General features: G+C 40.8%; 1 protein-coding gene. It reads right to left on the minus strand.

Annotated features, from left to right (window positions below; all coding sequences use genetic code 11):
• The coding region (locus QZ359_RS00065) for an ATP-binding cassette domain-containing protein (protein WP_293944581.1) at positions 1–1,471 on the minus strand (1,471 nt) is incomplete at its 3' end.
• Positions 1,472–1,584: the final 113 nt, after the last annotated feature.

Genomic DNA, 1,584 nt, shown 5'->3' on the forward strand with positions numbered 1-1,584 from the left:
GCGAAACAGTGATGAGACCGCCTGGATAGGTTGCAAAGAGTTTTCTGATTTGGGGTTGAGAAGTTGGAGAAAAGTTTCGTGTAGGTTCATCCAACAGGAGAAAGTTTGGTTTGCATAAGACTAAATCCAAAAGCAGGAGTTTACCCTGTTGTCCGCCGGATAAGGAGCGAATTTGGTGGTGCATCTCTGGATAACTGAAATTGAGACTGGCTAAGTGAGATTGGATTTTTTGTAGTTCCTCTTTTTCCCCAGTTTTGCTGAGATAGGCTATTGGTGATAAATCCAATTGCAGTTTTTTGTGGTAATCTTGTGGCATAAAACCAAGCGAAATCTCTCTTTTGGCGCTAAGCAGTTGTTGAAACTTGGCTAACAGAGTCGATTTCCCAATACCATTTGGGCCAATGATACCGATTTTATCTTGGCCACGGACCGTTAGTTGTAACTCCTGAGCTAAAATACGCTCGCCAATGGACAAATTTTCTTTTTCCAGTTGGACTAAGACTTTAGAAGATGCTAATGGTTGGATGTCTGAAAAGAAAAGTTGGATTTGTTCCTCTTCAAGTGGTTTTTGGGTCATGGACTGAGCTTCCTTTTCAAAGCGTTTTTCTTGAGAGAGAACAGTTTTCATCTTTTTAGCCAATAGGCGACCAGCAGTACTGTCTTTGGTTGCTCGAAGTGCAGTTTCTACATTTTGCTTAACGCGGCGATGTTTTTCCATGGTTTTGTCATAGGCTCTCTGGTCGTTAGCAGCTTGCTGACTTTGTCTGGCAAAATTAGCCTTTCTCTGCTCACTATAGCGATCATAGTCTAAATGCTCGACTAGTGTTTCTGCTTCTTTCCGATGCTTAACCAGTCGCAAGTGGACAATAGTATCTGCCGTTTGAGAGAGGAAGTCTTCATCATGGGAAATGAAAATAACAGTTTGCCTGGTCTTTTGAATCTGACCTTTTAGCCAATCAACCGTCTCAAGGTCTAGGTCATTTGAAGGTTCATCTAAAAATAGAATCTCAAAGGGTTTGGCTAACTCATGGATGAGCTGAATTTTCAAAGCTTCACCCCCTGATAGACTACCAATTTCTTGGTTGCTAGCGAAGCGATCGCCATCAAAATGCAACTCCTCCGCCAAACGATAGAGGACACTGTAATCTAAATCGATAGAATCTAAAAAGAAGTAGTCGTGTAGAGATTGTTTTTTAAGCTCCTCGGGGAGTTTTTGAGGAATGTAGGCTATTGATTGATAATCAGATTGAATGTCTCCCCTGATAGTGAAATCAGGCAAAGCTTCCCTCATTAAAGTTTTAAGCAAGGTTGATTTGCCATTTCCTTCCTCTCCAATAATAGCTACCTTTTCCTCATCTTGGATGGTCATGCTTAGATCAGAGACAAGGTCTCGTAAATCTTTGTTTTGTGTGATGGTCAGGTGATTGATTTTTATCATATGATTGCCCTTTCTAGAATGTCCATAGTGCATAACAAAAAGCTCTACTTTACCTAGTAGAGCCAATGTCTATGTCAAAAAAACTCTATTAATACTCTTCGAAAATCTCTTCAAACCACGTCAGCGTCGCCTTACCGTAGATATAT

Origin of the sequence: Streptococcus sp. (assembly GCF_019414905.1) — a bacterium.
Taxonomy (GTDB): Bacteria; Bacillota; Bacilli; order Lactobacillales; family Streptococcaceae; genus Streptococcus.